Source organism: Anaerobiospirillum sp. NML120449 (assembly GCF_023051105.1).
In the GTDB taxonomy this organism is placed as follows: Bacteria; Pseudomonadota; Gammaproteobacteria; order Enterobacterales; family Succinivibrionaceae; genus Anaerobiospirillum.
In genome coordinates this window covers 1-2312 of the sequence record NZ_JALKIL010000089.1, presented here as the reverse complement: position 1 = coordinate 2312, position 2312 = coordinate 1, and the positions used below count along the sequence as shown (strand labels likewise).

Here is a 2312-nt window from a genome sequence, read left to right as displayed (position 1 = left end):
AACAGGTAGTGTTAACATAATTATATCGCTAAGGAAATCCACGAAATTTAGCTTAAATATCGGAAATCTTCCTAAAATAATCTTGACATTTTGACACAAACTACTATTGTAGCCCCTCTTCATCTTGACATATAATTTTGATATTTGTATAAGTGGCTTAAAAATCACGTTTTATACATCATTCAAGATTACAAACCACCATTCACTACACTCCCGCCATACCTCATCCTACCTTTCATACCCCTGCTTTTTTCAGGTCAGCTCTAATCTTCTATAGAAACTTTCTTTCTTAGCCGTAAAGTTTCAAATGTTTTCTCGTTAGATAGTTTTCTGGCTTGTTTCTTGGCATCGATCTTGGCAGCCATCATACTCTGAAGGTTCTCACCGTGCTGGTTCATGACCTTGTTCCTGTTATGCAGGTAAATGCTCGTTGTAGCAATATTAGAGTGTCCAAGCAGCTCTTTAACTTCAGCAAGGTCAGCGCCTGCACATAACATATGCATAGCCTTACTGTGCCTGAACATATGGCAATGTACACTGGCAGGTATAGATGCGTCCTGCTTTCTGGCCAGTGCTGCATATTTCTTGACAATATGAGATAAACCGGCTCTGTTTAGCTTCTCATGGTACTTGTTAGTAATTAAAGGAGCGTCTGGATTATCCTCCATCTTGAACTTGCCAATGTAGGTTTTCACAAGAGCGCTGACCTTCTCCCCAAGAGGAACATTCCTGATCTTTCCTCCCTTGCCATAAATTGTTAGAACTGCATTTCTGTCGAACCACGATACATCACATACTTTGAGATCGCAAAGCTCCTGAGCACGACACCCACTGTCATATAAGATAGACAGAGCAACCTTATGTCTAAAACCATTGTCCGTATATGATTCAGGTGCCGACAGTATCTCGCGCATTTGCTCTACAGTTAAAAACTCCACTTCGTGTTGAGAAATGCCTTTAACTCGAATGTCAAATATCTCTGCAAAGCTCGGCTCATTTTCAGGAATAGACCGTATGAGAAACCTGGCAAGCAATCTTAGAACTGAAAGTCTGATTCCAACGCTTGACTCACTTGCATGTCTGGTATTGCGATACCAGTTCATAAAGCCAATTACCATATCTGCGTTGAATTTGGTCACAGGAACATCTGAGCTGCTACAGTTTTCCACGCTTTCCAGATAGTCTCCTAGCATGATAAATGTATCAACATGGATGTCATGAGTTCTCTGGGACATTCCACTACCTTTCTTGAAATGATTTTCAAGGTACTTATGAATGTAGTGTGCCAGCTTATCCTTATGCGAGGTATGCTGCTTTTCGCCCATAGACAATTCTCCGTAAGATTTTGATCAGAGCTGATCAACAGCTGATTATATCGGTCCATCCCTACTGGAGGAAAGTCTATTTTGAAGTGAAATCAGGTCACTTATTTCGTATTGTAAATAGACCATGGTCTCAGAAATGCCGGTGTGGCCGAGATGAGCAGAAAGGGCCGGCAGCATTGAGTTAACATCGATGTTCTCCTGGTGCCAGTACCTCATCAGATTAACACAGAACGTGTGTCTTAAATCATGTACTCTAGGCCCCTGGCCGGGTATATGCTTAATCCCTGCTCTCTTAAGACATTGGACAAAAGCCCTGTGGAAAACACTGGCACTCATTTGGACCCCACGCCTTACTATGAAAATGTAATCATCAGATGAGGCCATGACGTGAAAGGTGTCAATGAAGGACTTAAGAGTCTTGGCAAACTCAGGGTGTATGTATATGATGCGGTCCTTGTCATTTTTTGCGCCAAGAATTGTGATTCTACAGGTATAAGGGTCAAAGTCACGAATTCTCAGCTTGAGCAACTCTCCGATTCGCATGCCAGAAAGATACAGGAGTCTAATTCCAATAGGCATTACCCGGTCTCTAAAACCGGAATATGGGTTTACTGGCAGTTCCTTTGCGGCCTTTACTATTAAGGAGAGCTCGGTGCTGCTAAAAATGTGGGGCTTGTATTGATCTTTTTTGCTTCTGCGAACAGGATCCGGAATAACTGCGGGTAAACCTGCCTTTTGCATGAATTCGCCCAGGATACGCAATGCAGATACTCTGCAAATATAAGATTTCCATCGTTCGTTCGGTCTAAGAACACACCACTTGTCAACAAGCTCCTGAGTTATCGCAATTTCATCAGAATGATCATTCTGACTAATAAACCTGTCCAGTTGCTTAAGAGCAGCAGCAGCTGACTTATATGATCTGCCGCTGGCGCGCTTCATCAAAATCAGCTTCTTTATTTGATCGGCAAGCTTACTGCTAAATAC

Annotated in this window: 2 protein-coding genes; both read right to left on the bottom strand. The window is 42.3% G+C overall.

All coding sequences use genetic code 11. The annotated features are described in order from the left end of the window. Positions 1-263: 263 nt before the first annotated feature. Positions 264-1325, bottom strand: coding sequence for a tyrosine-type recombinase/integrase (locus MXE41_RS12885; protein ID WP_247100873.1), 1062 nt, complete (start codon positions 1323-1325; stop codon positions 264-266). Positions 1326-1370: 45 nt separating this feature from the next. After that, positions 1371-2312, bottom strand: a 942-nt coding sequence (locus MXE41_RS12880; RefSeq protein WP_247100872.1) for a tyrosine-type recombinase/integrase, incomplete at its 5' end; no start/stop codon positions are given.